The sequence below is a fragment of the Vibrio scophthalmi LMG 19158 genome, assembly GCF_000222585.1.
Lineage (GTDB): Bacteria > Pseudomonadota > Gammaproteobacteria > Enterobacterales > Vibrionaceae > Vibrio > Vibrio scophthalmi.
Genome location: NZ_AFWE01000078.1, coordinates 23,016 through 49,856 on the forward strand (window position 1 = coordinate 23,016; position 26,841 = coordinate 49,856).

Below are 26,841 nucleotides of genomic sequence, written 5' to 3' on the forward strand. Positions count from 1 at the left end.
AATCAAAGCTTGAACGTATTTTTCCTCAGTTAGACGCTGCTGACAGGCTATCGCAGTACTAGAAAATTTAACCGAATATTCAGCACCTTAACTTGAATAACTACAAACTGTGTACCAACCTTAATCTATAAGGAAAAATAGGGGCTAGGTATGCAAATAACGCGAGCGGTTAATAAGGATGTTATCGGAAAGATGATGCTTCCTTCTATTCTGATCAATCTCTTGTCTCTCGCCGTGCCATTAACGGTTTTACAGATTTACGATCGAATTCTTCCTAATCAAAGTTACGGCACGGCAACAATGCTGATTGTTGGTGCAAGCACTGCGGTCATACTAGAGGCGCTTATTCGGTATGTGAGAAGTTGGCTGCTTTCGGCTGCTGCGAGTAATACTGAAAATACAACCTTTGCTGAGCTTGTCACTGCCATCACCCAATCGAAACCCAATGCTCTGCGTAATCTTGGTGCAGCAGGGGTTGATAATGGGCTTTCAAATATCGTTAAAGTGAGAGAGTGGTATTCCGGTGGAATAATCTCTGGATTTATCGACCTGCCTTTTGCTTTGCTGTTTCTCGGTCTGGTTTATTACATCGGTGGTAGCCTTGTTCTCGTACCTATTGCTGTTTGGGTGACGGCTTGTGCAGTGGTTTTTATTGTGTCGACTAAATCTAAACGACTCAGTGATATTGCTCTTGAGAAAGACCAAGAGCGAAAAGGCTTTATGCTGCTACTTGGACAAACTATACAAGGCATAAAACGCCAAGCGGTAGAGTCGCGGCTTTATAGCCAGTTTAAACGTGCAAATGATGCTCGGTATTTGTCTAAATCGAGTGAAGAGCAACAGAATGCGTTTGCGTTAGAGTTTATTCAGCTAGCGTCGCTGATGACATCAGTCGTGATTGTGGTCATTGGGAGTCTATGGGTTTTAGATGGAGTGCTCACAACTGGTGGCTTGGCTGCGTGTTCAATTTTGTCTGGTCGCGCTGTTGCCCCTCTCAGTGCTCTTATTGGTATGCGTGTAAAATTGAATACCATTCACTCAGCCAATCGTGCGATTCAAAACATACAGACTTTGCCAAAACAGCACTCAGAGTCGGTCAGTTCTGAAAGCATCAGTAGTCTTTCTATCGATAAGCTGACAGCTCGGCGCTTTGGAGTTGATTACCATGCCTCTTTTGATGTTAAACAAAGCAGCATCGTACTTATATCGAGTGATGAGCGCCATATTGATAGCTTTTTTGCAGCGGTTATAGCGGGTGTGGACGAGAGTCAAAGTGGCACGATCTTCATTAATCAACAAGAGACCCCGCTGGAATCATTCCATTTCTATACATCTTATGTAGGCGTTAAAGCGCAATTGGTTAGTGGCTCACTGCTCGATAACTTATGTGGTTTTGATGCAGGACGCATAGAGAGAGCGACGGATTACGCTAAGAAACTAGGTCTGTGGCGGAAGCTATCCCAATTGCATGATGGTTTGGAAACGAAAGTGGGTCACACCGCTGTTAATACATTGAGCATGGGTAATACTAAGCTTTTGAATATTGCCGCTCAGCTAGCGTCTCCTGCAAGCGTACTAGTTTTGGATAGACCTGATGCCTCGTTAGATCTAGATGGTTTAGCCGCACTTGCTCAAGTCTTGCAAGAGGAGAAAGAGCAAGGTCGTATTATTTTGCTTGTATCACATAACCCAACGCTGGTGGCTCTCGCCAGCAACACGGTAGTGGTGAGCAAAACTGGGCAAGGAGCTTCACTATGATGAATAGTTACGAGTTGGCGAGTGTCACGCTACTAAAAAACATGGAAGTGAGCACCAATATTCAGTTGTTTGCCAAGCAGTGGATTGAGGAAAATGGCATCCATAATACAGATGAGTTGCTCTCTTTATTTGACCGCATCCATCTGCCTTATGAGGTTGTACCTAAGCGGCTTACTGAGCATGAATCACAGCATACTTTGGCATTTTTTAGTGACGAGACGATAGAAGTGCTGGGTCACTCATCACTAGGTGACTCCAATACTTATCCCGCTTTTTACGTTGTGGTTTTGGGTTTCCCCTTAGAAAAGTATGCGACAGATTGGGTTGGGGAACGCCTGAGTATATTTAAGGCGATGTTACCTAAGCTCATGCTTGTTAGCCTGTTTATTAATCTGTTTGCGCTGAGTATCCCTTTTATCACCATGGCGATTTATGATCACGTGATTGGGGGAGATGCTGCTCATGAGTTAATGGGGATTGCCATTGGCGCGGGTTTGCTTTTCTTTATGATGGGCTTGCTCAAAACACTTCGAAGTCGAGTGTTAGTCAGTTTAGCGAATAGGGTGAGTCGCGAGATTTCTCAGGCATTAATCAAAAAGTTGTTGAGTAACTCTTATGCGCAAAATCAGCAATCAACCGTTTCAAACCAACAAAATCAAGTATTACTCTCAGAAAGGATATCAGGTGTATTGTCAGGTCCATTGGGAAGCGCGCTGTTTGATCTCCCGTTTGTGCTTATTTTCATTCTCGCGATTGGCATATTAGCGGGCTGGCTAGTACTTGTTCCTGTAGTTGCTCTCATTATCTTTGCAATTGTTGCCAAACGGGCAGTAGACACTTCTCGAAAAAATTCGATGCAGTCAACGATTGCAGGGACTAACCGACAAAACCTGGTTAACGAATTGTCAGCTAAATTGATTTTTCTGCGAAGTTCTGGCTTTGCGGTTTATTGGTTGAAACGCTTTGAGAAAGCGAACTTCCTCGCGTCTAAAATTGGCTTTGATCAGGCAACAAAACAGCATAAATATACGTCGATTTATTATGCTATCTCATTATGCTCAACGATTGCTGTTATGGGGTTAGGCATTGGTCTGATATTCGAAGAGGTACTGACTCCAGGTGGATTGATCGCTTCGATGATGCTGATCTCTCGCATTACAGGACCCGCTCAAATGCTAGCTAATAGTGCGACAAGGTTTGCTAGTTTTAATCAATCTAAAACTCAGATTAATCGCCTTCTTAGTCAGCCATCAGAACGCGATTTTAGTTATCAGCACCATCCCTTGCCAAAGCAAGCACCTTCTATCAAGGTTGATCAACTTACGTTTAGGTATCCAAAGCAGGTTAAACCCGCGCTCTCTGCCGTTAGTTTTACTGTTGAGCCTGGTGAGATTATCGCTATTGCCGGTCCTTCAGGTAGCGGTAAATCCACGTTGCTTGAAATGCTAACTGGCTTACAACTAGCACAGAACGGGGCAATTGAGCTTGATGGGGTCAACTTGTCACAGTACGACTCGCAATTATTCCGCCATTGGTGCTTTATTCGTGCTGCCTACCCTGATTTGTTATCGCTTTCTGTTCGGGAGTGGTTAGCCGATGGCAATCCAATCACGGAGCAGCAGATGATTGATGCGCTGAATTTAGTGGGAGGAAAAGCTTGGTTTGACTCACTACCCAATGGATTAGATACAGTGATTAGTTCACTGATCCCTGACAGTCTCTTTGATATTTTGTCGGGAACCGTCGCTCAAGTGCTGATTGATGCTAAAGCGGTTGTATACGACTACAAATTGATGTTGATGGATAACCCGGTACCTGATTACAACCCACTAGCCAAATGGGTGTTTAGCCAATTTGTGGAGCAAAAGCGCGGACAGTCGACCATCGTGTTTACTTCTCACGATCCAGATTTAATTAAGTTGGCGGATAAGGTCGTGATATTAAATGAAGGTGCGATTGCTTATTCAGGACCGTTAGAGAGCGGGGAAACGGATGATGAAAATACAATAAAAGAGGTGTCCAATGGCTAATTATGAATATGGCGAACTAGTCGAGTCGAAAGCCGTAGCTAAGTCACTTTCCATCGCGACTTGGGCTGTGTCTGTTTGTGTACTCGCTTTTGTCGTTTGGTCTTTGGTTACCCAAGTTGATGAGATTGCCAAAGCGAAGGGTTCTGTAATTCCTGAGGGTGAAAGACAGGTCTTACAGAGTGAAATCGGCGGGAAGCTCAAACGTGTTTTAGTAAATGAAGGCGATGTTGTTGAAGCGGGGCAAGCACTGGTTGAGTTTGACGCAACGTTCCAGAAAACCACACTAGACGAACTTAAATCACAGCAGGTGACATTGACACTCAGTGTGGAGAGAATGAATGCACTGCTTGATCAAAGAGAGCCTGATTTTTCTCTCTATGTTGTGGAGTATCCAGAGTTAGTCAGTGAGCAGAAGGCGCAGCTTAGTGCGCAGAAAGCCTTGTTCTATCAACAACGAGTTGTTCTAGAAAAAGAGAGTGAGCAGATTGCTGAGCAATTAAGTGCGGTTAAAAAAGCGCTACCATCTTATGAGAAGCAGTTACTTGCCACCAAACAAGAGCTGAATATTCTCGAGAAAGGTTTTAAGGCTGGCAACATATCTCGCTTGCGAGTGTTAGAGATGAGGCAAAAGCTGGCTAGTATAGAGCAGCAAATTGCCGAAGCTGCCGGTAAACGGTCAGTGCTTGAGAAGCAAGGGGCGGCAAATGAGCAAAAAATTGAGCAGCTACTGGCAGAAGCTCGCGTAAAAGTCAGTGATGAACGCTCGAAAGCCGTTTCAGACTTGTCAGCTCTGAATGCTCGAGTGAGATCGAGTGAAGCAAAAGTATCGAATACTATTGTGACTTCACCACTCAAAGGGTTAGTACAAAGCGTGCCAAGTACACCAGTTGGTGGGGTGATTCAGCCTGGTGGTACTGTGGTCGAAATTGTTCCTTTGGCTGGCAATGTGGATTTCAAGGCAAGGCTTTCACCTCGAGATATTGGTTTTGTTAGTGAAGGGCAGCCTGCAAGGGTCAAAGTGGATGCGTTTGACTATAGCCGCTTTGGTGCTTTGCAGGGAGAAGTTATCAAGATCTCGCCATCGACGAGTAAAAATGATCGCGGTGAAATCTTCTATGAGGTGGTGATTTCAGTGGATAAACCCTATTTCCATGACGACCCTGAGAGGTTTGCAATCTTACCCGGTATGACTGGCGAGGCTGACATCACAACCGGTGAAAAGTCAGTGTTCCAATATTTATGGAAGCCAATTTACTCAAATATCAGTGTTGCTTTTGGGGAACGGTAACGGTAGCTCAATTCCCTAATTGGCATAAAAGAGAGCGGGCAGCGAATAGGCTGCCCGCTTTTTCTATATGCGATTAGCATACTCTACTAATACGGGTCGCTTAAGTTATTCGGGTCTCCATGATCATGATGCTCGTCAGGGGCAATCAAGTCGTCATGTTTTTCATCAAGACTATCACTGTCCATGGCGACGTCTGCGTGACCATCAGCATCTGGCTGTAAAGGATCAAACGTCGTTGCCTCATCAGATAGAACGATATCAATATCATCCGGTAGTTCGTTACGAGCGAATTGATCATTATTTGCTTGAGAGGATTCAAGACCTAGTGCGGATAGGTAAGCTGCCACGCCGTGTTGTGAGTCATCTTGCGTTGCTGGGTTTTGTTCGACAGAGAGGTGCTCCGCTGGTAAATGTTGCTCTGGATTGGTGTCATCTGCCAGTAGCGCAATATCATCTTGAATGACATCAGGAGCTTGTATTTCATCAGACTGACTGAATGCTGGTGGCGGCGGAGGAGGCGGTGGCGTTATATGGCTATGTAGCTGACCTTGGAGATCTTCACTGGTTACCGCTGTTACGCCAGTGACTGAATTGTGAGTCGTCACTTCAGTTGCAAAATGTGGATGTGCTCCAGTTAAAGGCTGGTTTGATACCAAAGTAAAGTGTCCATCAGAGGGGACCGTATAGCTGCCATCTGGATTCGCGTGGATTTCTTGTCCGTTGTCGCTTAAGCTCAGTCCGTTTTCTAGATGTGTGAGTCGAATTTCTGCAACGGTCTCGTCTGATGACGAAAGTTGAGAGTGAATGTCGACAGAGTACTCGTAATGATCTTGGTTAGCTACGGGGAAATTGGCAGGTAGATGCCCTTTAAGCACAGTTCCATCACCTAAAATGATGTTTTCGATGCTTTCGAGCTCCATGTTGCCAAGTTTCTCACCATGATCATGCAAACGTGGCGCATTTTGCTTGGTATAGGCGCCTAAAATTAATGTGTCAGAACCATGTCCTCCTTCAATTTCTTCATCTGAAAGTCGACCACCGATGAAGAGAATATCATTACCATCTTTGAGTTCAGCTTCTTCGGTTAACCTACCTTGAACAATAATAATGTCAGCATGATCATGTCCACTAATCTCATGGTTACCCCTCATCGTGTGCGCGGTCTGTCCGATACTTTGGGCAAAATCCCTCACAGTTTGTGCCGTTATGGTTGGCGTAACATGATGGGCATGGTGCGTATCAACAGATACACTGATGGTTGGTGGCGTATAAGGAACAGGATCTGTATGCCCATTTATTGTCATCGTGATTTGTTGGCTTGTTTGTCCGCCATGCCCGTCATCAATGAGCAGCGTAAAGGTATCATGCAGAACATCGCCGTCATTAAGCGCGTCTACCTGAGGATTTGCGTTATCGAGTTGATAAGTCCAAGTGTTGGTGTGGCTATCTAACTGTATCGAGCCAAAACTCGCACCGTGATTGGGGTCGACACTTAAACTGAGCGTGTCACCGTCCGTATCATGGGTGATTAGCTGCCCAGTAGAGACTTGATGACTGTCTTCTGTCATTGTGTGGCTAGCGGGTCTTTTTTCGGCAGCCGTTGGAATGTCATTGGTGCCAGTTACGGTGATGGCAATGTCATGGCTTGTGCCATCTTTTGCCTGCACAGTAATGGTTTCAGTGACAGTTTCTCCTTGCTTGAGTTGTTGGACGATTGGATGGTTGTTGTAAAGGTTATAGATCCAGTGACCAGAACCATCAATATGTGCGTGTCCATAGCCTTTACTACCGACAATGCCTACGCCACCCTGAACGGCGATAAAGCCTTGTGTGCCATCAGGGTCGGCTACGTTTAAAGTGCCAGTGACTTGAGTGTGAAGGTCTTCTTGTGCTTGACCTGTTGAATCACCAGTAAAGGTCGCTGGATCAGGTGCTGCGACAATGTTGATGATATACATTCCTTCTTTAGAGTCCGTGTGTCCATCGTTAGCGGTATATTGAATGCCGCCTAACCCACTGGCCCCGACACTGTGATAGTTGAGTGCCGGGGTATAAACCAAAGAGGAGAGATCGGCAGCGGCGACGTCATCACCAACATTGATTGCTCGTCCATTGAGCGACAATGTGCCATGCGTGATGTTGGTAATGGTGATATGGTGCAGTGAATCGCCATCAACATCTGTGTATTTAAAATCGGCTTGGCTAAAACTATGCTGATTGTCTTCAAGTAAACTGGTAAAGCTAGAGCCAACTGTTGGCGCGTCATTGACGGCGTTAACGTCAATGATCATGGATGCGCTGGCGGAGTCTTGATGCCCGTCATTTGCAGTAAATTCAAAATCGGCATAATGCACGCCATTTTGATTCTGGAGTGGTGTAAAGGTTAAGTGTCCTGCATCTAGGTCAGCTTTGGACACTTGTTGATTGGTCGTGACAGCAGCGCCGTAAAGGGTTAAAACGCCATGTGCTGGCAATTGGGTGATCGTTATATGATCTAGTGCATCATGGTCAGCATCTTGGTAGCCAAACTCAGCAGCGGTAAATGTATGAGTTTGGTCTTCATCGCTACTAATAGTTTGTGGGGTGACGGTTGGCGTATGTTGTGCTGGCGGAGTGATTTCAATCGTTAGCCGATTTTGAGCCGAATCACTCACTGAGTGACCGCCAACATCACCAACACGGTAGATCATACTTGGTACGCTACCCGTAAAGCCAGGATCGGGTGTAAAGGAGTAATGACCATTCGCCTCTATGGCAAGGGTACCAATGCCGTTCATCGTATGTGGGTGACCAGGGGTAACAGTAACATAACCTGAAATAGGATCTTTTATTTGAATGTCTTGTAGTACCAGGTGCGCATTGGAATCTGTGTCTATTGCAGCTCCACTTACTCCTTCGTGCGTGCCTAAACCAGAAATGAGGTTTCCTTCAATTGCTCCACTATGTTGAACGCCAGAATCACTTAGGCTATGCAAGGTAGGGGCATCGGTTGTGCCATTAATCGTAACTGTGATTGAATGTTTGGTACCATCTTTTGAGGTGACTTCGATACTGTCAGTGAGAGTTTGCCCTCGGTCTAAGTCTTGAACGTGACTATTGTTGTTATCAACAGCATAAACCCATGAACCACTCGCCGTGACGATAAAGTGTCCGTAAGTGCCATCTTGGGCTAAGCTGCGCTGCCCATGTAAATCGAGTGACGCTTCACCTTGTCCATCAACATCGGTGATGACTAAATGCCCATTACACATAAGAGCATCTTGTATGATCGGGGAGCCCGTAATATGCAAATTATGGCGAACGTTGCTATCTTCAGTGATGTTACCTGAGTCGCCAGTGAAGGTTGCGGCATCGTTAACTGCGGCGAGCGTTAAGGTTGCTGATGTCGGTACAGATGCACCATGTTCGTCAGTGACCTCATAGTTAAACTGTACCGCACCATTGTAGTTTTTCTCAGGGGTATAGGTGTATGTGCCGTCATGGTTATCGGTAACCTGACCGTGATCGACACTTAAGTGGCTGATGGTCAGTTGAGCATTATCATCAACATCACTAGCATGTGCTAATAGCTCAGATGCATTTAATATCACAGGGGTGTCTTCTCTACCTTGGGTGAGAACGACTGATGAGGTAACTACTGGCGCATCATTGGTGCCATGCACTGTGACGGTTATCGTTTGGTGTGCGCTGCCATCGATGGATTCGACGCTGAAGGTTTTTTGATAACTTTGCCCTGCACCAAGATGTTGGAGTTTGGCATTGTCTATTGTGTATTGCCATCCCCCACGAACATTAATAGAGAAATGCCCACCCTCTGGCGTATCAAAGTTTTGAGCGACGAAACCTGCTTGCCCATGGTCTGGATCTACGACATGTAAGTTACCACCACTCCATACTTGGTTCGGCGTGCCTCCTGGTGACAAGTTATCCTCATAGGCATGATTGTCTAAAGTAGAATATTGTCCCACTTCAATTCGAGCTTGGTCGTCTTCACCGACAACTTTAACGATGATGTTGAGCCTTTGCCCATCACTTGTTCGTACCTGATAGGGAAACTCAAGCGACTCGCCTTTGAGTAAACTGTCAACCAAGTCGTCAGCATGGCGGTTGAAAGCTGATTCTAATCGGAATTGATAGGAGCCATCTGGCCAGATGGTCAAAGATCCCGGGGCGTAGCCTTGCCCCATGTATCGACCACTGAATGCAAATTGCGTGTGATCGCCAGTATCGGGATCGGTCAGTTGTAAGTTGCCATGATAAATGGATGTTTTACTACTTAATGCTTCTGATTCCGACATTTGAATGACGTTGGATGTTAGAACTGCTTTGTCATCAGTCCCTTCAATGGTGAAGGTTGCGGTTTGAGGAGTTTGTCCCCCGTGCCCGTCATCAATAAGATAGTTTACTACGACTTGCTGCGTTTGACCGACTGCCAAGTGCTGGAAAGTAGAGTGAGTTGCATCGATGACTAATGAATGTCCATCCGATCCAAGGGTAAAGCCATTGGGTAAACTTCCTGTTTTGGTTGCACCATCCACGGAGTAACTGATTTGAGCAATCGACAGTGTGTCACCTTCTTTATCGGTAGCCCCTGTTAGTAGGTCGATAACATGATGATTGGTTGAATCTTCTTTTAATTGTTGCGTAATTGGCTGCACTATTGGACGATCATTGACGGCTGCAACTAACATCGAGGCTGAGGCAGGTGCAGTTCCACTATGTCCATCATTGACTTGATATTGAAAATGTAGCGGTCCGTTGTAGTCTTTTTCAGGAATTAGAGTGAATGTACCGTCACCGTTATCCAGTATTGAGCCATGATCGACGGCGAGATTGGTCACGGAGAGATGACCGATGTCGTTGTTATCAATATCCGTGGCATTGCTCAGTAGATCCGAAGAGGTGATGATTTGGGTGGTATCTTCTTTTCCTACACTGAGCTGTACGTCAGCGGAAACTACCGGAGCATCATTGGTACCATGGATGGTTAGCGTAATGATGTGTTTATCGCCACCTAAACTTTGCACTTCATATTGAACTTGCTGAGTTTCCCCTTGCCCTAAATGCTGAACGTTTCCATTTGGTACACTGTAAGCCCAATCGCCAGCTTTGCCTATTGTAAGTGTCCCACCGTAAGGATCATGGAGAGCATGGGCATTGTGTGTGGCTTTAAAATGGTCTTCTCCTGCATCGGCGTCCACTATATTTAGAACACCTGTGGTAAAAATGGTGTGTTGAGCATCCCCTTGTACATGCCTATCTTCGGTAAGTGTGCCGGTATCGGTTCCACTGATTTGTGCGGCATCCTCGGTGCCAGTTATCTTGATCTCTAGATGTTGTGTTGCGCTAGCGCCGTGTTCATCGGTTACCGTTACAGGGACTGTGATTGTTTGAGTCTGCCCATCTTTAAGTTGCTGGTAGCTAGAATGGCTCGGATCAAATGTGTAACTGCCATCACTATTAAACGTTAGCCCATCGATAGGGTGGTTAATCGTATAGGTAAGAGTGGCATCATGGTCGACATCTTGCCCAATCATCTGCCCCGAAAGTATTGCGCCGTCTTCGGTAACTGATTGGTGCTGTGCGGTTAGAGTGGGGGCGTCGTTCGTGCCGTGTATGTTGACTTTTATGGTGAATAGAGTGCCATCTTCTGATTTAACCACACACTCATCAGTGATGGTTTCACCTTGCTTCAGATTTTGTACTAATGGTTGATGGTCCCGAATGGTGTAGGTGTAACGTCCATCTCGCATAAGTAGGATATGACCACCGAGTTTGGTGTCATAACCAATACCCTGGTAGGTTTGAGAGCCGAGGTTGATATCAAATTTCGCTTCCCCTTGGTCAGGATCAACGATGTTCAATTTACCATCAAAATATAGGTTATCATGGGTATCTATGTAATTGCGATCTTCAGTCACTCCGAGTTGATGCTGATCGCTGTTGGCGTAGCTAATTTGAGCATTGTCAGGAGTCGCCGCGAGAGCTAAGTTCGCACCGGTGGTTATCGTGCCCCCATGAGCATCTTTGACATCATAAATAAAATGGACCTGACCGTTGTAGTCTTTTTCTGGCGTGAAAGTATAGGTGCCATCTTGGTTATCTCTAATCGAACCGTGGTCAGCATGAAGATTGCCTATGTGTAATTTGCCTGCATCATTACTATCAACATCCATGCTATTCGAAAATAGTTGGGCTTGGGTTAAGATTTGTGTTTGGTCTTCTTTGCCGGGTTGCAGTTGCACTTCACCGGACGCGAAAGGGGCGTCGTTGTCGCCATGGATAGTGATGACGACATCATGGGTTGTACCATCGGCACTGCGGATAGTAATGGTGTCAGTCAGGTTTTCTCCATTATTGAGTGCATCTATCTTACGTCCAACGGCGCTATCACCCACCTCTGCGTAATAGCTCCAATTCCCATCTGGCTGAAGGATCAAACGCCCATACTGCCCAAAGTATTGATATGCCGGAGCATTGTTATCGAAGTGCGCTTCTCCAGCATCACTGTCGACAACATCAAGTTTTCCGGATGTATGGATATGGTCATTCCAAAGGTGAGAAATATTACCTCGTTGATAGTCAGGAGAACGGTCAGCGTAGGTCGATTCATAGACATCTCCGGTATCCACACCGGTAATGGTTGCCGCATCATTGGTACCCGTGATCACTATCTTCAAGTTTTGGGTAACGCTGGCACCATGCTCATCAGTCACAGTGACAGGAACCGAGATCGTCTCAGATTGACCTTGAGCTAAGTGTTGGTAAGCAGAGTGCGAGGGGTCAAAGTTGTAACTGCCGTTAGCGTTAAAAGTTAGCCCATCAATCGAATTAGCAATGGAGTAGGTTAGTCTTGCTCCATGGTCGATATCGCTGCCCTGCATTTTGCCGCTCAATAGTGAACCATCTTCATTCACCGTTTGTGTTTGGGCTGTAAGTGTTGGTTTATCGTTAGTGCCCACGATATCGATAGTAATGACATGAGTTTCACCTCCAAGTGTCTGTACTTGATATTGAACGTGTTCAGTTTCCCCTTGCGCTAAATGTTGTAAGTTGGCGTTTGGAACGCTGTAAGTCCACCCACCTGCTTTACCGATTGAAAGGCTACCGCCATAAGGATCGTTAATCGCATGAGCATTCAAGGTTTGGTGAAAACCACTTTGACCTGCATCTGGATCCTTTGCATCTAGAACGCCACCGGTAAATACCGTGTGTCTTGCATCACCTTGTACGTGAAGATCTTCGGTTACCGAGCCAGTGCTTTGACCGGTAATCGTTGCCGCATCATTGGTCCCTTTAACAAGCACTTCTACTTTCTGCGTCGCGCGTGAACCATCGCTAGAGATCGCGACAATGTTAAACGCTTCAGCTTTGCCATCTCCACTTCGTAGTGAGTCAACTTTTGCTGCATCCAAGTCATAATGCCAATGTCCGTCGCGATCAACATAGAAGGTGCCGTAGCTACCCGCTTGAGAGGAGCTTGACCCTGCCAATTCAAAAGTGACATGATCACCTTTATCGAGATCGTGCGCTTGAAGCATGCCAGCAACCGTGGTCTTGATATCCTCGACCACCGTTCCGATTGCTGCTGTTAGGGCATTTGGCGTGTCAATGATGACATGATCATCTTGACCTTGAATGGTGGCTGTTACGGGTATTCGAGTGCCGTCTTTTGTAATAAGCACCATCGAGTCTTGAAGCTGCTGCCCACTCTTAAGCCCCTGAATATCAGGATTGGCATTGTCGGCGGTATAACTCCATTTGTTGTGACCATCGGTACTGTGTGTGGTGGAGAAATAGCCATGATTAGCGGTTAGATTCATCGCAAAATCTGTCGGTACTGCGTGCTTAACACCATTGACTTCAATAAACGCTATCTCTGCTTCGGAAGCGCCGTCTACATCGGTGACATCCAAGTTGCTCCAGCCAGACCAGAGTTGGTCTGTGGTGCCAGCTCGTAAATGGTCCTCTGTCACCGAGCCTGAATCTTGTCCTGCCGCTAGAACACTCGCATCATTTACCGATGCGAGATCGAGTGAGGCACCTGTTGGCGTTGAACCGCCGTGGGCGTCATTGATGTCGTAACTAAAGTGTACTTTGCCGTGATAATTGCTTTCTGGGGTATAGGTGTATGTTCCGTCTTGGTTGTCTCGAATAGAGCCATGATCGGCAATGAGGTTTGCGATGGAAAGTTGACCTTGGTCGTTATGATCGACATCAATCGCATTGGCAAGTAAATCCGCGGCGGTAAGGGTTTGGATGGTGTCTTCTTTGCCAGAATTGAGTTGTACTTCACTTGATACGTAAGGTGCATCATTGTCACCATGAATAGTGACAACGATATCGTGTGTTGTGCCATCTTTGGTTCTAACAGTGATTGTGTCGGTGAGAGTTTCACCAAGCCCGAGCTTGTCGATCGTCGAACCAACAGTGGTTGGCGTACTTCCTTGATGCCAATCATGTGTGCCCGCCGCGACAGTGTAGTTCCACGAGCCATCACGATGAAGTTGCAAATGTCCATATTGACCACTGTAGGAGTATGTTCCTCCATTCGTATCAAACACGGACTCACCGCTATCGGGATCGTTAATGCTCAATTTACCGCTGGTGGTCAGTGTATTTGGTCCCAGTACAGCCATACCCGGTTGAGCATGGTCAGGCGACATGTCTTGCCCCGCCTGATTTTCGTGAACGTCACCGGTGTCCACGCCAGAGACTTTCGCCGCATCATTGGTACCTATGATCACTATCTCTAAGTTTTGGGTAGCACTGGCACCATGCTCATCAGTGACAATGACAGGAACTGTGATCGTCTCAGATTGACCTTGAGCTAAGTGTTGGTAAGCAGAGTGCGACGGATCAAATGTATAACTGCCATCGGAGTTAAATGTAAGCCCTGCCACCGATTTTGGTATGGAGTATTTGAGAGTGGCATGGTTGTCAATATCGCTGCCAAGCATCTGTCCGGAAAGCATGGCACCATCTTCACTTAGTGAATGAGATTGGCTGTGTATCGTGGGCGTATCGTTAGTGCCACTTACTTCGATGTTAATTGTATGCGTTGTTCCGTCGACGGATTGGATAGTAAACACGTCATGATGGTTTTCCGAACCACCGAGCTGCTGAACCTCTAATTTACTGTTATCGAGAACGTAGTGCCATGTGCCATCTTTATGAAAGTCTAAATGTCCAAATTGCCCTTGATATTGATGTGCAATGAAACTGTCTTGACCGGCATCTGGATCATGGATCGAGAGCGCGCCACTGAGCATGGCTTTTTGATCTTCAATGACTGTCCCTGAACCACCAGAGATAGATGCTTGATCATCGGAGCCGCCGATCGTCATGTTGAGGACTTGGGATGTCCCATCTTTGGTGTGTATAGTAAACGATTCATGGAGAGCTTTTTGGCTTGTCAAAGCTTGGATGTTGGTGAGCGAGTTATTAACGCGGTATTGCCAGTGCCCATTTGCATCAATAGTCAAACAGCCGAATTTGCCGTTGATCGTTTCTGCATGTACTGAGCTTTCATCATGATCGGGGTCGACAACATCGATTTTTCCTCCGGTGGTTATAAATCCTTGTGAGTCGACGTTGTGATCCTCAGTCACACTGCCAGTTAAGTCTCCGGATATTGTTGGATTGTCTTGTGTGCCGTGAACGGGAATTTGTACGACGACTTTTGTTCCATCGGAAAGGTGCAGAGTAAATGTATCCGTTCCCGGCTCTTGCTTTTGCAATAGAACGTAAGCAGGAGACTTGGGATCTAAGGTAAAGGTATATTGACCGTTTGCTCCTACATGCAATGTGCCATATTTGCCTTGTATCGTTTCATCAACAAAGGTGGGAGGCGTTTGTGATGATTGACCTGTTGTTGTGGTAGGTGTGGCATTCGAAACGTTTGGTTGTGCTGACGGCGTCGAAGTGAGCGCAGAGAGTGATGAATGAGTCGAAATAGTGTGAATAACCGGATGCAATTTGGTTGATAGATGATGAGAAGAATGTGTTGAAATACTGACCGATGTTTCGCCTTTGTTGTCTATCTCAGCCTTGTTGCTTTCGGGCTGGGTGTCTTGGCTTTTAATTTGACTGATATCCGAAATACTCTCATGCTCGTCTGGTAACAATTGACTATTTTGCTCGCCGTCTGGTGCACTAGATGTATCACTTTCTTGCTTTAAGAGAGTGGGATCGGATTCGAGTTGTTCTGCGAATGAAGGCAGGATCATCGCGATTTCTCTAGGCAAGGGAACGTTAATATTGACTTGGGAAAACAGTCGAATCTTTGTTCTAGATGCTTTGTTTTTAGTTTGGGCTAAATTGCTTTTAGTCTGCGTAACAGTATGTTTTTCTTTTTTGTCACTCGTAGCCATTGACGTTCCCTATTGCGATCAAATAAACCTACATTTAGTTAAGTATAAAAGTCGCTAACTTGCTAATTAACTGATTAAATTTATTAGCTTTTAACATATTCGATTTTGTTGCAATGAGTGGGAGGCTGACAATAAGGAGAGAGTTAAAGTTAATTGTTTATAACAGGGAGGAGCGCATTGAAATCAATATATAAATTTATCCTTAAAGGGTAGAGATGCCTATATTTGTATTAGAGTCAAAAAATAATAAGGGACTAAAATGCAACTCACGGCTAGGTCATTCCCGATACATATCCATATAACCACGATTATCATTGTTGTGGTTGTGCTAGCTTCTGGTATTCAGATTTGGTTAACCAACAACGCGTTATCGGAAGTCATTACCAAAGCTAACAGCAGGTTGTTTGAACGCATTGCCACGGAGACCAAACATCAGCTAAATAGCCACTACAGTACGGCGTTCACTGCTTTGGGGAGCTTTACGCAAAGTCATAATTTGAATGCCACCGCAGCAAGTGAGCGAATCCGAGTTCTTCCGGAGGTTGTACATCTACTCAGTGAGTTTCCTCATATTCTCGCGTATTCGTTCGTTTTCCCCGACGGTGATGCCATTATTGTCAAGCGTATGGATGACGAGTTATCAAGCAATGTGGCGATCAAAGATCCTCGAGCTCAGTTTTTGGTAACGCATCATCACAACGGTTTAAATCGTGTCTTTACTCTAAGTGAGAAGTTAGAGTTGATAGAGGACAATCTAGAAAATCAAAGTGCGTTGTCGTTTGAAGCGTATCAGAAGTTTGCTGGGGGAGAAAAAGGTCAAAATATTATCTCCAAACCGACGACCTTGCCTAATTCAAATGCGTTGGGAATCCATATTTATCGTGAAAGTGAACAAGGTTTACTGGTATTTGCTGACGTGCGTTTAGATGACCTAAGGCTATCTTTGAATGAGACACTAGAAAATACGTCATCAATTCGGGTTCTGTACAATGATGATGGTTCAATATTTGCGTTTAGCGACGGTACAACTAACCAAGCAATAGATAGCCAAGGAATAGATCCCAAAGCTTCTAGCCAATCAGCAGTGTATCGCTTAGAAGAATTAAATCAGGCGGTAGTGTCTCATGCTATCGAACATCATGATCAGCAAGGGACACTGGGTCTTTTTGAATTTGGCAGTGAACAATGGTTTGGTCATATTGTGACGCTGAAACCTCTAAACAGCGAACATATTCATCTGCTCATTGCGACTAGAGCAAATGACCTATTTGATGATGGGTTACTCATCAAGAAGCAAACAATTTATGCCTCTTTGTTGTTCCTGATTACTCTACTTCCTTGTATCTATCTCGTTTCAAATTTGATCTCGAAGCCGATTATCCGAGCCACCAACAAAGCAAAAGAGATAGAGAACTTTCGTTTTGATGATACTTCTCTACCTCATAGTTACATTAAAGAAATCCAAGAGCTCAACCATGCGCAAATGTCGATACAGGCAACAATTAGCCGGTTCATTTCCCTGACCGATAGTATCGCCAGAAAGCAAGATTTAGATAAAATGCTTGAATTGGTGTGTCGAAATACGGCTGAGTCAGTGAGTGCAGATGGCGTATTTCTTTACTTATTGGACGCTGAGGAGAAAGCGCTCGTCCCGCGCTTTGTGTGGCAGCGTTCAGGCAGTGAAATAAACGCGAGTTCAATCTTAGTGAATAAAGCGACCCATTTCATTCAACAGGTTTTTATCAATAAACAGGCACAAATATTCAAGTTAGCCGATATGCCAAAGTTAATTGTGCCAGAGTCGCTTAACCTTGATAGTGAAGTCATATGTATCCCATTGAAAAACCGGGCGGGTCAAGTTATCGGGTCATTCTCCTTGTTATATGAAGATGCTGTTGGCGAAGAGATACATGCAGAGCATAAAGATTACCTTGAAATCCTACTTGGTTATGTGTCTGTCGCCATAGAGACCCATGAAATGATGGAAGCGCAAAGAGCATTACTTGATTCGTTTATTCAAGTGTTTGCGGGCTCTTTGGACAAAAAGTCGCCGTATACAGGGAATCATTGTCAGCGAGTTCCGATATTAACGCAATGGCTGACACAAGCTGCACAGGACTCAACAAACGCGCCTTTCGATAACTTCAGTCTAACAGAGCAACAGTGGCAAGAGTTAAAAATGGCGAGTTGGTTACATGATTGCGGAAAAATCACGACACCAGAGCATGTCGTCGATAAGTCGACCAAGTTAGAGGCGATTTACGACCGCATACACGAAGTACGTATGCGCTTTGAAGTGCTCAAAAGGGATCGAGAAATCGCGCTATTTAAGCAGCTCTACGGTGAATTGCCCGAGACATCACAAGTTTCTTTACGACAACAACAAGAGACTTTGGACAATGACTTTGCTTTTGTTGCCAAACTTAATATTGGTGGCGAGTTTGTGAGTGATTCTGATCTTGAACGCTTAAAACAAATTGGTGATACACCTTGGACTCGCACGCTTAGTAAGCGGATAGGTATTTCGTGGGTCGAGCAGCAGCGTTTTACTGGTGCTGAGCAATTACCGCAACAAGAGACGTTACTGAGTGATTTGCCCGAACATATCGTTGAATGGGATTTCCCTCCCACTAACGAAGCGCGCTTTTCACTCAAACCAACTCAACATAAAGCCAATATGGGTGAGTACTATAATCTGTCCATTCGTCGAGGAACTCTAACAGACGAAGAACGTTTTATTATTAATGACCACATCATACAAACTATCATTATTTTAGAGTCTTTGCCGTTTCCCAAACATATGCAGAATGTAGCGAAAATAGCTGGAGGACATCATGAAAAAATTGATGGAACAGGTTATCCGATGGGATTGAAAGGGAATGAGATGCCTCCAACTGCAAGGGTAATGGCGATAGCTGATGTGTTTGAAGCTCTGACAAGTGCAGATCGTCCTTATAAAAAAGCCAAGTCGTTATCTGAATCGCTCAAAATCATGCACTTCATGGTAAAAGATCAGCATCTAGACAAAGAGTTGTTTGAACTCTTCCTTACTTCTGGAATTTATAAGCGTTTTGCCCATCAATACATGAAGGAAGAGCAGATTGATAAAGTTGATATTGAGGACTATATTGACCGAACATCTGAACGATTAGATATGATCAAATGATGACTGTTGGTTTGTTGGTTTTGTGGGGCTAACTAATTTGATTGAAGCCAGTTTGTTTTTTGTAGTTGATTGCTGAAAGTAACTTTCTTACTGATGAAGTGTAGTTGAAATGGATGATTCACCAAAATATCAACTTATGGTTATTTCAGCAGATTATTGATTGATTAAGAGCCGCTTTTAGCGGCTCTTTCTTTTGCCTAAATTTTGAGAAGTAGCGGCAGAAGAAACAGCCTTTATCAGTGTAAGGCAAAATTCAGCTACAACGATAACCCTTTAAACTCCGATGAGATCTTGGCCATTCTCTCACTATTCGTCACGCAACAAGCGAGCTTGTTGTTTAAATGTTACATTTATCAACGAGCGGTATTGATGACAAGGAGAGTGATAGTGAAATGGAGCAAGCTAAGTATAAGAAAGCGCCTTTTACTTGTTATGGTGCTGTCTGGTTTTGTTGAACTGCTTATTCTTTCTGTTGCTGGCTTTTATTATATCAAAAACACTCAAGAGCAAGAGATGGGTGAAAAGGCTTTAGGCCTTGCTCGATTTTTAGGTAATAGCCCGTCGATTGTCAAAATGCTCGAAAGTGGTCAGGTTGGCGAGCTGAATACAAAGTTAGAATCGCTTACCCAAGCTGTGGGTGCCACTTTCATCGTGATTGGTGATGCCAATGGTATTCGCTTAGTTCATCCTTCAAAGGATCGTTTGGGCCTGCCAATGAAAGGGGGCGATAACGTTAGAGCGCTAAAATTAGGCGAAGCCTACATCTCTTTTGCTGAAGGATCTCTTGGCCATTCTGTTCGTGGGAAGACGGCAATATTTGACTCACAAGGCAATATTATCGGTGTGGTATCGGTTGGGTATTTATTAGATAGTCTAAAAGAGCGAGTTGAGCCTTATCTTGTCTTTTTGCTGTGTATCGCAGTCATTGTTGTGCTGCTCAATGGGTTGTTGTCCAATTATGCGTACAAACGTTTCCGGAAAACATTGCTAGGGTTTGAGCCCGAAGAGATCTCTCGTTTGTATAGCGAATTGGATACAACTCTGAGTACGATTAAAGAAGGGGTGATCAGTGTGGATCATCAATGTAATGTGCGAATTTTCAATGCTAGAGCGGCGCAAATTCTCGGTGTCGACGCTAATCAAGCCATAAATCGACCTTTGGCTGCAGTGTTACCGGAGAGTGAATTGACGAAGCTATTGAAAACACACACGGCGGAAAGTGATATTGATTTATTGTTAAACAATGTTCACGTTGTTGCGAATCGACAGCCTATTTCGGTTAATGGTCAAGTGATCGGCGCTGTATCGAGTTTTAGGCCGAAAACGGAAATTACTGAGTTGACTCGCCAGCTTTCTCAAACCAAACAATATGCTGAATTGCTGCGCTCGCAAACCCATGAGTATCGCAATAAACTCAATACAATTAGTGGCCTGCTACACCTTGAAAGAATTGATAAAGTTCAGGAACTGATAGGCCAAGAGTCACAACATTACCAACGACTCATCTCGCAGTTACATCAAGATTTTCAAGAGCCGCTTATTGCGGGATTAATTCTTGGCAAAATTGAGCGAGGTCGTGAGTTGGGACTCTCTTTGCAGATCGAAGAGGGGAGTCATCTCTCTATTTTACCCGCCCATATTCAAGCTGAAGATATCGTAACGATATTAGGCAACTTAATTGATAATGCTTTTGATGCCAGCCAGATGCTAACGGCGACAGAAAAAACACAACCTATCGAATTCTCAGTGTCAGATTATGGTGACGAGATCATCATCGAGGTGCGAGATTTTGCAGCCGGATTACCTGCCGATGTCAGCATAGAGAAGCTGTTTAATTTAGGTGTGACATCCAAGACAGTAAAGGGCCATGGGATAGGATTACATTTGGTTAAAGAGGTCGTGAATCGATATCACGGGACGATTGAAGCTGACAACGCTGCCGTTAAAGGCGCTGTATTCGCAGTATTTATTCCAAAGAGTGGAGGATGCGCATGACAAATAAAGTACGCACGCTGATCATTGAAGATGATGAAGCGATTGCTCAGCTGCACTATCAATATTTACAAGCAAACCCAAGCCTAGATATACAAGGCATTGCGCTAAATAAGCAGCAAGCGGAAATGCAGCTTGAGATACTCGACCCTGACTTATTAATTTTGGATGTTTATCTCCCGGATGGTACAGGGTTAGAGATTATCCAAGCATTAAGGCAACAAGGTAAACAGACCGACATTATCTTGATTACGGCAGCGCGTGAGGCGGAAACGCTACAACAGGCAATGCGTTTGGGCGTGGTTGAGTATCTTCTCAAACCTGTGTTATTGCCCCGTCTTGATACGGCCATTGCTCACTACCTCAAGACTCGAAATAAGATAGAGTCCACAGAGCACTTTGATCAAAACTTTGTTGATTCAGTTCTTAATGGTGATCAGGTTAATGCGCCATCTAACCATGAACACAATCGCTTACCGAAAGGAATTGATGCGGTAACGTTGGATAAAATCCGTGCTTTATTCAAACAACAACACGCTTGGAAGGCAGAAGAGGCGGGAGCTCAAATTGGAGCCAGTCGCAGCACAGCCCGTCGTTACCTAGAATTCTTAGTGAGTACTACTGAAGTGAAAACGGACGTTGTTTATGGGACGGTCGGTCGTCCGGAAAGGAGCTATGTGTGGCAAAATTTGGGGTAACAAAATTGTGGCAGAGCCAAACAAAAAAAGCGCAGGCCTTGAGATGCCTGCGCATTGGGGGATAGACGTTTTCTGCTTAGTTTTCTGTTTAGTTTAGCGCTTTTTGTTTGGGGTTAATCTTACGTAAGAGCGTTCGCAAAATAGGTGCAGATAAAACAAGTATCGATAAGATGGTAAAGCACATCGTAATCGGACGCTCCCAAAGGAAAGACAACTCACCATCGCTAATCATTAATGCCCGTCTAAGGTTCTCTTCCATCATTCCTCCAAGAATAAAACCGAGTAGTAGTGGTGCTAAAGGAAAGTTTGCTAAGCGAAGGGCAATGGCGACCATAGCTATCAGTAGCATCACAAACACATCCATGGTGTTAAACGAAACTAAGTACACACCAGTAATTGAGAAAAATAGAATCATTGGCAATAGTACTGTTCTCGGCACAGCGAGTAGTTTGGAAATGTATGGAATTAAAGGTAAGTTCAAAATTACGAGAACAATATTACCAAAGTACATTGAAATAATGACTGACCAAAATACATCGGGGTGATCGACAAACAAACGAGGTCCTGGTTGAATGCCATAGGCGATAAGCGCTCCGAGCATGATCGCGGTTGTGCCCGAACCAGGAATGCCTAACGTTAGCAAAGGAACAAATGACCCGCTCGATGCCGCATTGTTGGCTGATTCAGGAGCCACAAGTCCACGTAAACTGCCTTTACCGAACTCTTTTTGCTTCTCTTTTGGTGCAAGGCTGCGCTCCATACCATAGCTGAGAAAAGCCGCAATCGTCGCGCCTGCACCAGGTAAAACACCGGTGAAAAAGCCAACGATAGATGAACGGATTGAGGTTGGAGCGACATCCTTTATCTCCTCTTTAGTGACCTTCATACTGCCTATATTTTGCATTCGCTGATTTTCTTCAGCGCTGGTATCTTTTGCCGGCTTCATAATGCCCATTAAGGTTTCACCTAACGCGAAGGTTGCCATTGCTAAGAGCAAGAAACTAAAACCATCCATTAAATCCGTTAGGCCAAAAGTAAATCTTTCGACTCCTACGCCCTTATCAATACCAACGGTCGATAGCATTAAGCCTAAAACTGTCATCATCCATGCTTTAATCACTTGCCCGGGGCCTGCAAAAGCGGCGACGGCAGAGAGGCCAAGTAGCATCAAGGCAAAATAATCTGAAGATTGAAAACTCAGTGACACCGTTGCAAGAGCAGGGGCGGCGATCAGTAACATGAGCGCGGATAGTGTCCCACCAGTAAACGATGAATATGCCGCCAGTGCTAACGCTTTCCCTGCTTGGCCTTTTTGCGCCATAGGGTAACCATCGAAAGCCGTGACGACCGTTGAAGAACAGCCTGGCGCGTTAATTAAAATAGACGATGTCGATCCGCCAAACACGGCACCATAATAGACGCCAGCCATAAGAATCAAACCAGAAGAAGGTTCTAAGCCGTAGGTAATAGGGATCATGAGCGCGATTGCCGAAATGGGACCAAGGCCCGGCAACATGCCAATAAAAGTGCCCACAAAGCAGCCCACGACAACCATGAGAATATTCCATGGCATCACCGCCGTTGATAGTCCTTGAAAAATACCATCTAACATTCTCAATTCTCCCTAATTGAACAGTAAAAACAGTGCGCCCGGCTCGAGGTAGACATCCAAGGCTTGGGTGAGCAAAAGATAAAAGGCAGTCACGAACGGGAAAGAGGCGCCAAACAAAATTGATTTTCTGCGCTCGCCGAGTAGATAGAAGCCACAAAGTAAAAATAGGCTGGTGGCCAATAAGAAACCTAGAACGGTTAGACCAATGCCATACAGCGCCATCAAAGCGAGGAAAGCGATGAGCAACTTCCAGTTAAAGCCTGTAATCGCGCCAGATTGTGCATCGCTTTTTCCGGTGACAAGCAGAACGAGAGATAAACCAATTCCCACCCAAGTTAAAATCTTTGGCAATGTTCTTGCGGTAAACGCTTCATACTCATCTCCCGGAAATAAAGGAATCAGCGTTGACTGATAGCCATAGCCTAAGCAAAACAATAGAAACAAAAGCGCGCCGACTCGATCTCGGCACAATAGTGGGCCTTTAAGCACAGAAGATAGATGCTTCATCTCTCTCTCCAAAGAAAAAGTGCATAGGGGAAGTTCAACAAAATGGAGAACAATTTCGAGGCTAAGAGTGATTCAAAGCTTCAAATACAAAGGAGATTGCAATGACTGCTTTACCTTTAAGTTGCGTAAAGTGAGTCATCCCATATGCACAAAATAAGTGAAAGGTAGGCCAAACGTGTTGGCCTAAATGATTACTTAAGAAAGCCAAGCTCTTTCATGAGTGAGCCCATTTGCTGTTCTTGTTGTTCGAGGAATGAATAGAAATCTTTGTCCGCTTTATAGTTGTCGATCCAACCATTGCGATCACGGACAACTTGCCATTGTTCAGTGGTGTACATCTTAGCTAAGACATCATTCCACTCATCTATCTTTGCCTGCTCTGTACCTGGCGCTGCAAAGAACCCGCGCCAGTTTGCAAAGACAGTCTCATTACCAAATTCCGTCAGTGTTGGGATGTCTGGAGCGACATCTAAGCGTTTTGGTGCCGTGATTGCGAGAATACGAACTTGTCCCGATTTGGACATTTCGAGAACTTCACCAAGACCCGTTGAGAGCAGTGGTGTTTCGCCAGAGAGCAGGGCTGCTATTGCCTTTCCTCCTGCATCGTAAGCAATGTAGCGTACCGCTTTTGCATCTAAATCTTCCCCTTTGAAGGCTGCAGCGGCCACTAAATGGTCCATGCTACCTCGAGCAGATCCTCCGGCAATTTTTACACTGCGAGGGTCCTTTTTAAAGTCAGCAACGACTTCTTGCCAAGTTGTATATTTTGAGTCAGTTGAAGTAACAATAGCGCCGTAATCTGCAATGGTGACAGCAACCGGAGTGAGGTCACGGAATGATTGCGGGAAAATACCAGTTAGTGAGCGAACCACAATCGGCGTTGAGTTGACCATCAAGGTATCTTGTTGGCGCTGTGCTGTTTCAATGAGATGGGCAATGGCTTTTCCGCCACCACCGCCAGAGAGGTTTTGAAAAGAAACGTTCTCAACAAGATTCTCTTTGACTAGAACATCACCCGTTCCTCGAGCGGTCATGTCCCAGCCGCCTCCTGCACCACCGGGGATCAAAAAGTGAATTTTCTCTAGCTCAGCTGCCACGGTGGAAAATGAAAAAACGCCGGTTAGCAAGACTGGGACGATAGACGGTCTAAATTTGGTTAACATAGTTCACGTTCCTTATGCACACGAATGTCGGGTTAGGGTGTACGTGACTTTTTATCGATAAATCACGTATGAGGTAAGTTATCGATGATGTTAGTGGTGTGTTAAAAGAAAGTATCTATAGAGGCGATACTGTCAATAGGGTTTGTATTGAGCATTTTGTGCATATTGTTCACCGCTGCAAAGGAGATAGCTTAGGCACTTGTTGGATACGGGAAGTTCTTTAATTTATTTGAGTCTGATGGGAACGCCTCTAGACAGCGGTTATCCATCTAACCGCAGTCTAAAGTTGAGCTAAGCAAATAAACGAATTAGTCAAAGCAATAGGTGTGTGTTAATTGGCTCCAATCGGTCTGCTCACCGTTGAGCGCATCAGTGGGAATACTGTAAACACTATTACCTGAATCGACATAGAGCATGTTGAAAATGACACTATGATTGTTAGGAATATAGGGTTGTTCGCTGACTTCGTTGTGCTCTGTCATTTCAATTCGCATTTGCTCCGCCATGCGTGGCATCAACCCAGTTTCGTAATTAGGCTCCTGATAGAGTGAAGAATCCATCGGTTCAGCCAATTTTACTACTGCCTCTGCGATCAATTTAGGATCGTCTGGAAGTTGTTTGTATGCTTGCCAGCGAATTGGATAGAGAAATGGAGTTTGGCGATTAAACTCGAACTCTGTCGGCATTAGCCATCGGTCGTAAATCATTCTCTCTTCATCTTGCTGCCAAGACGCTTCGTTTATCTCTGGCCAATAGAAGGCTTTGCACCCGTTGCGAAGTTCTTCACCTTCTTCAACATCAATGTCATGAACAAAGACTTGCAGCAGCCCTTGTTTAGGCAAAAGAGGATTAAGCCCGCCCAACTCGTCAAAGTTAATCTGAAACGCCAGTTTAAAGCTATCATCGAGTGCAAGAATTGATGGCATCGATGGTAACCAAGGAGCGCCACCAATACGGCTTTGAAAAGGACCTTGGTAAGTATCGGGCATCATGCGAAAACCAATCGAGAGATCGGTAAATTGATCTTCAAGCTCGGTCAGCTGGTGTAGCTGCTTCAATCTATCAGACAACCGACGTTTATAGTCAGCACTGCTGGTTTGATATTGGTTAGTTAACCCGTGTGCTTCGAATTGTTCTAAAAGCAGTATATAGGGCTTAGCCAACCGCATGTTTTGCTCAATCGCCTCGATGCTGCACTTCTTGTCAGGCATTAGCGCATCAAGCCTTTCCATCATGTTGTTATCTGGACCAATTTCAAAACAACCTTTAGGTAAGTCAAGGCTAAAGGGATAGAGAGCCGTTTCTTTGCTTGCTTCAAAACCAGGTTGGTTGATTAGCCAATCAACAGCGTTAGCACTTGGAAATGGCTTTGCAAATAGATACTGCAAGGCGCTGCGGCCATTGCCATCACGCTCATGGATGTCTTGACCAGAATCGACGAGGGCCTGTAGAGCGGGGTGATGATCGGCAAAGTGCACATCTGTTTTGACCTTTTTAAAGATCCAAAACCATTCTTTTAACATGGAGTACCTATGTAACGATAAAATCGTCAGATGCCTCAATCACCACGGGATCGCAGCTTGTATCTTGTGGCACCTGATTTAGTAATTAGTAAAAAAACAGCGAATAGGATGAGTATTCTTATAATAAAAATCAAGTGGTTATAGTGTTTTCTGGGTGGGTGGGGTGAGATTGATTATCAGCTGTGGAGCGAGCGCGAGATAATGGTCATAAGTTACTTAGTGGGTGAAAGCGTAGCAGTTCAGCCTTGAATACGAACTCTGTCGATTATCAAAATTCATCGAAGAGTTTTATAAGTCAAGATTGAATACGTATTAGCCATTAATGAAAATTCGCTATTTAATTATTGCAATATAAAAACCAACTAATGAAGGTGAGTTGAGCTTGTGGATGGTTTTGATAGAAGAGTTAATGACTATTGATAATAATACTAAATAATTATAGTTAATGATTTTTTGAAAAAAAGTTGTAATAAAAGCATGCGTACCTGTGATGGTGATAGCACTTTATAAGAATGGCTCAATCTAAAGTTTATGTAACGAAATGTTGCATCGAAGTTTAAATATTGAACTTCGTCGTTAAATGTTAATTGATATATATTGTTAGAATTAGCATTTATAAATGCTTGGTGATAATTATTATTGGTTGTGACTGCTAATGGTGAAGGCTCTCGCATTAATTGAGGTTTTACGTATAAAATCTTGTTTTAAAAGTGAGAAAAATAGCTGTGACT

At 44.7% G+C, this 26,841-nt stretch carries 11 protein-coding genes; 6 read left to right on the forward strand and 5 right to left on the reverse strand.

Going from position 1 to position 26,841, the window contains the following annotated elements:
- Positions 1–150 precede the first annotated feature (150 nt).
- From RH88_RS06575 to RH88_RS06585, 3 genes are read left to right on the forward strand one after another with little or no spacing between them, the layout of a single operon-like run.
- Positions 151–1,758 (forward strand): ABC transporter transmembrane domain-containing protein, encoded by a 1,608-nt coding sequence (locus tag RH88_RS06575; protein WP_005594379.1) that lies wholly within the window; start codon positions 151–153, stop codon positions 1,756–1,758.
- A complete protein-coding gene (locus RH88_RS06580) occupies positions 1,755–3,788 on the forward strand; it encodes an ATP-binding cassette domain-containing protein (protein WP_005594380.1) in 2,034 nt (677 codons plus the stop codon). Before RH88_RS06575 ends, RH88_RS06580 begins: the two co-directional genes overlap by 4 nt.
- Positions 3,781–5,076 carry an HlyD family type I secretion periplasmic adaptor subunit gene (locus RH88_RS06585; RefSeq protein WP_005594381.1) on the forward strand — a complete coding sequence of 432 codons (1,296 nt, stop codon included), beginning with the start codon at positions 3,781–3,783 and terminating at the stop codon, positions 5,074–5,076. The genes RH88_RS06580 and RH88_RS06585 overlap by 8 nt, the downstream gene beginning before the upstream one ends.
- 86 nt (positions 5,077–5,162) lie before the next feature.
- Here RH88_RS06585 and RH88_RS23385 read toward each other — a convergent pair whose 3' ends face one another.
- A complete protein-coding gene (locus RH88_RS23385) occupies positions 5,163–15,449 on the reverse strand; it encodes a VCBS domain-containing protein (protein WP_005594382.1) in 10,287 nt (3,428 codons plus the stop codon).
- A 259-nt stretch (positions 15,450–15,708) separates the two neighbouring features.
- Between RH88_RS23385 and RH88_RS06595 the strand changes: the two genes are divergently transcribed.
- The 3 genes from RH88_RS06595 (at position 15,709) to RH88_RS06605 (ending at position 21,305) form a co-directional block, all read left to right on the forward strand.
- Positions 15,709–18,615, forward strand: coding sequence for an HD domain-containing phosphohydrolase (locus tag RH88_RS06595; RefSeq protein ID WP_005594383.1), 2,907 nt, complete (start codon positions 15,709–15,711; stop codon positions 18,613–18,615).
- 387 nt (positions 18,616–19,002) lie between these two features.
- Positions 19,003–20,610: an ATP-binding protein gene (locus RH88_RS06600; protein ID WP_005594384.1), complete on the forward strand. Its 1,608-nt coding sequence runs from the start codon at positions 19,003–19,005 to the stop codon at positions 20,608–20,610.
- Positions 20,607–21,305 (forward strand): response regulator, encoded by a 699-nt coding sequence (locus RH88_RS06605; RefSeq protein WP_005594386.1) that lies wholly within the window; start codon positions 20,607–20,609, stop codon positions 21,303–21,305. Before RH88_RS06600 ends, RH88_RS06605 begins: the two co-directional genes overlap by 4 nt.
- Positions 21,306–21,393: 88 nt before the next feature.
- Here the strand turns inward: RH88_RS06605 and RH88_RS06610 are convergent, their stop codons facing one another.
- From RH88_RS06610 to RH88_RS06625, 4 genes are all read right to left on the reverse strand, one after another.
- The gene (locus tag RH88_RS06610; RefSeq protein WP_005594388.1) at positions 21,394–22,917 is read right to left on the reverse strand and encodes a tripartite tricarboxylate transporter permease; all 1,524 of its coding nucleotides are present in this window, start codon (positions 22,915–22,917) and stop codon (positions 21,394–21,396) included.
- 12 nt (positions 22,918–22,929) lie between these two features.
- Entirely contained in the window at positions 22,930–23,424 is a 495-nt protein-coding gene (locus RH88_RS06615) for a tripartite tricarboxylate transporter TctB family protein (RefSeq protein WP_005594390.1), read from the reverse strand.
- Positions 23,425–23,615: 191 nt separating this feature from the next.
- Positions 23,616–24,587 carry a tripartite tricarboxylate transporter substrate binding protein gene (locus RH88_RS06620; protein WP_005594392.1) on the reverse strand — a complete coding sequence of 324 codons (972 nt, stop codon included), beginning with the start codon at positions 24,585–24,587 and terminating at the stop codon, positions 23,616–23,618.
- 308 nt (positions 24,588–24,895) lie between these two features.
- A complete protein-coding gene (locus tag RH88_RS06625; protein ID WP_005594393.1) occupies positions 24,896–26,110 on the reverse strand; it encodes a DUF1963 domain-containing protein in 1,215 nt (404 codons plus the stop codon).
- Between the last annotated feature and the right edge of the window lie 731 nt (positions 26,111–26,841).